Annotated in this window: 2 protein-coding genes; both read left to right on the top strand. The window is 58.5% G+C overall.

All coding sequences use genetic code 11. The features are described from left to right. Positions 1–288: 288 nt before the first annotated feature. Entirely contained in the window at positions 289–546 is a 258-nt protein-coding gene (locus VFN25_RS13435; protein ID WP_325142750.1) for a helix-turn-helix transcriptional regulator, read from the top strand. Positions 547–549: 3 nt separating this feature from the next. Further along, complete coding sequence (locus VFN25_RS13430) at positions 550–1,908, top strand: type II toxin-antitoxin system HipA family toxin (RefSeq protein ID WP_325142748.1); 1,359 nt, start codon at positions 550–552, stop codon at positions 1,906–1,908. The last annotated feature ends 145 nt before the right edge of the window (positions 1,909–2,053 follow it).

The following is a 2,053-nucleotide window of genomic DNA, read 5'->3' as shown; positions in this document are numbered from 1 at the left end:
AGAACTCGGCCGCATGGGCTACAAGGTCGAAATCGTCGACCGCACCTACAGCCCGATCACCGCGATATGGCTGGATCAGAAGAATGGGACGCTGTGGGGTGGTGCCAGTGAGCAGGGGGATGATTATGGGATTGCCTGGTAAGCAGTGACGTAATTCCGGCCGGCACAATATTGCTCTGTCGAGCTGGTTTTGAAGCAATATTGCGAATTGAATTCAACCTAAGAATTGATTTTCGCATAATCAACCTGTAAGTTGATTCCATCACTTTCAACCTGCAGGTTGATCTCATGGACATCATCCGACTTCCAGACCAACTCGGCCCCAAGCTGCGTGCCGCACGCGTGCAGCTTGGCTGGACTCAGGCGGACGTCGCCAGTCAGCTCGGCATCAGCACTCAAGCCGTGTCCAAACTGGAAAACAACGCCGGGCGCGCGTCGTTCGATCGCGTCCATCGGCTCTGCCTGCTGCTGGGACTGGAACTCGGCCTGCAAGCCAAATCGGCGAGTGGATCAAAGAGTGCAAACCCGAGCAAGGCGACCTGGTAAGTCATGGCAGCCAGAATTCGCGCCCTCGACATCTGGATGAATGGTCACTACGTCGGCCGCTGGGAGCGCGCACGAAGTGGCGCCGACCAACTGACCTATGATCGCGAGTGGATAGCGTCGCCGGAGGGGCGACCGTTGTCCTTGTCGCTGCCATTCACCAGCTCCGCCAGCGGCAAAGCGGTACCGCTTTCTTCTGCCGCCGTCGCCGCCTATTTCGACAATCTCCTGCCAGATAACGATCGTATCCTTCGCCGCTTGCGCGATCGCTACGGTGCGGCGAGTACGTCGGGCTTCGATCTGCTCGCAACGATTGGCCGTGATTGCGCTGGCGCCGTGCAGCTAGTTCCTGCAGGGAGCAAACCCGACGACGTGCGCACCATCGATGCCGAGCCATTGAGCGAAGGCCAAGTGGCCCAGATCCTCCGCGACACCACGCTTTCAGGGCCATTCGGACAGAACGATAGCGAAGCGTTTAGGCTCTCGATCGCCGGAGCACAGGAGAAGACCGCACTTCTGCGCCACGAGGATCAATGGTGCATCCCACGGCGATCAACACCCAGCACACACATCTTCAAACTGCCGCTTGGCCTGGTCGGCAACATGCAGGCCGACATGCGCGCCTCGGTGGAGATCGAGTGGCTGTCGATGGAAATCGCGCAAGCCTTCGGGCTGCCAGTGGCCCGCACGGAGATCGGCCGGTTCGAGGATCAGAAAGCATTGATTGTCGAACGCTTCGACCGATTCATTTCGAGTGAGGGGCCGTGGTGGATGCGTGCTCCGCAGGAGGACTTCTGCCAGGCACTGGGAATGCCACCTTCAATGAAATACGAAGCGGACGGCGGCCCCGGCATTCGGCAGATCATGGAAGTGCTGCGTGGGGCCGAGGATGCACAAGGAGATCGCGCAACCTTTTTCAAAAGCCAGCTGCTGTTCTGGCTGATGGCAGCCACCGATGGCCATGCGAAGAACTTCAGCCTGCAACAGCTGCCAGGCGGTGCCTACCGACTGACGCCGCTTTACGACATCCTCTCCGCCTATCCGATTCTGGGAAGCGGCAACAATCGCCTCGATCCAAGAAAAGCCAAACTCGCCATGGCCGTCGTAGACCGAAACCGACACTACGATCTGCATGGCATACACCGTTGGCACTGGGTGGCCATGGGCGCAGCACTCGGCTTGCCGGACGTTCCGGCGCTGATCGAGACGATGATCAAGCAGACGCCTTTCGTATTGGACGAGATTGCCTCTCGCCTGCCCGACGAATTTCCCGCCGATGTATTCGATGCGATCCATGCAGGCATGACAACGGCGATAGAGCGGCTCATCTCCGAACCTGACAAGCGCGAGGTTTCAAACCAATGACTCCTCGTCAAGCGAACAACACCAGCATGGACCAAGTAGTCCAAGGCAGCGACAGTCAGGATCAAAACCTGCTGCAGTTTTTCCTCGACATGGTCGAGTTCAAGATGAACGTGCAGCAAGCCGCCGAAGCCCACAACATCCTTAG

It is taken from the genome of Dokdonella sp. (genome assembly GCF_035703485.1).
GTDB lineage: Bacteria > Pseudomonadota > Gammaproteobacteria > Xanthomonadales > Rhodanobacteraceae > Dokdonella.
Note: the sequence above shows the minus strand (reverse complement) of the source record. Positions and strands in the feature narration are given on the sequence as shown.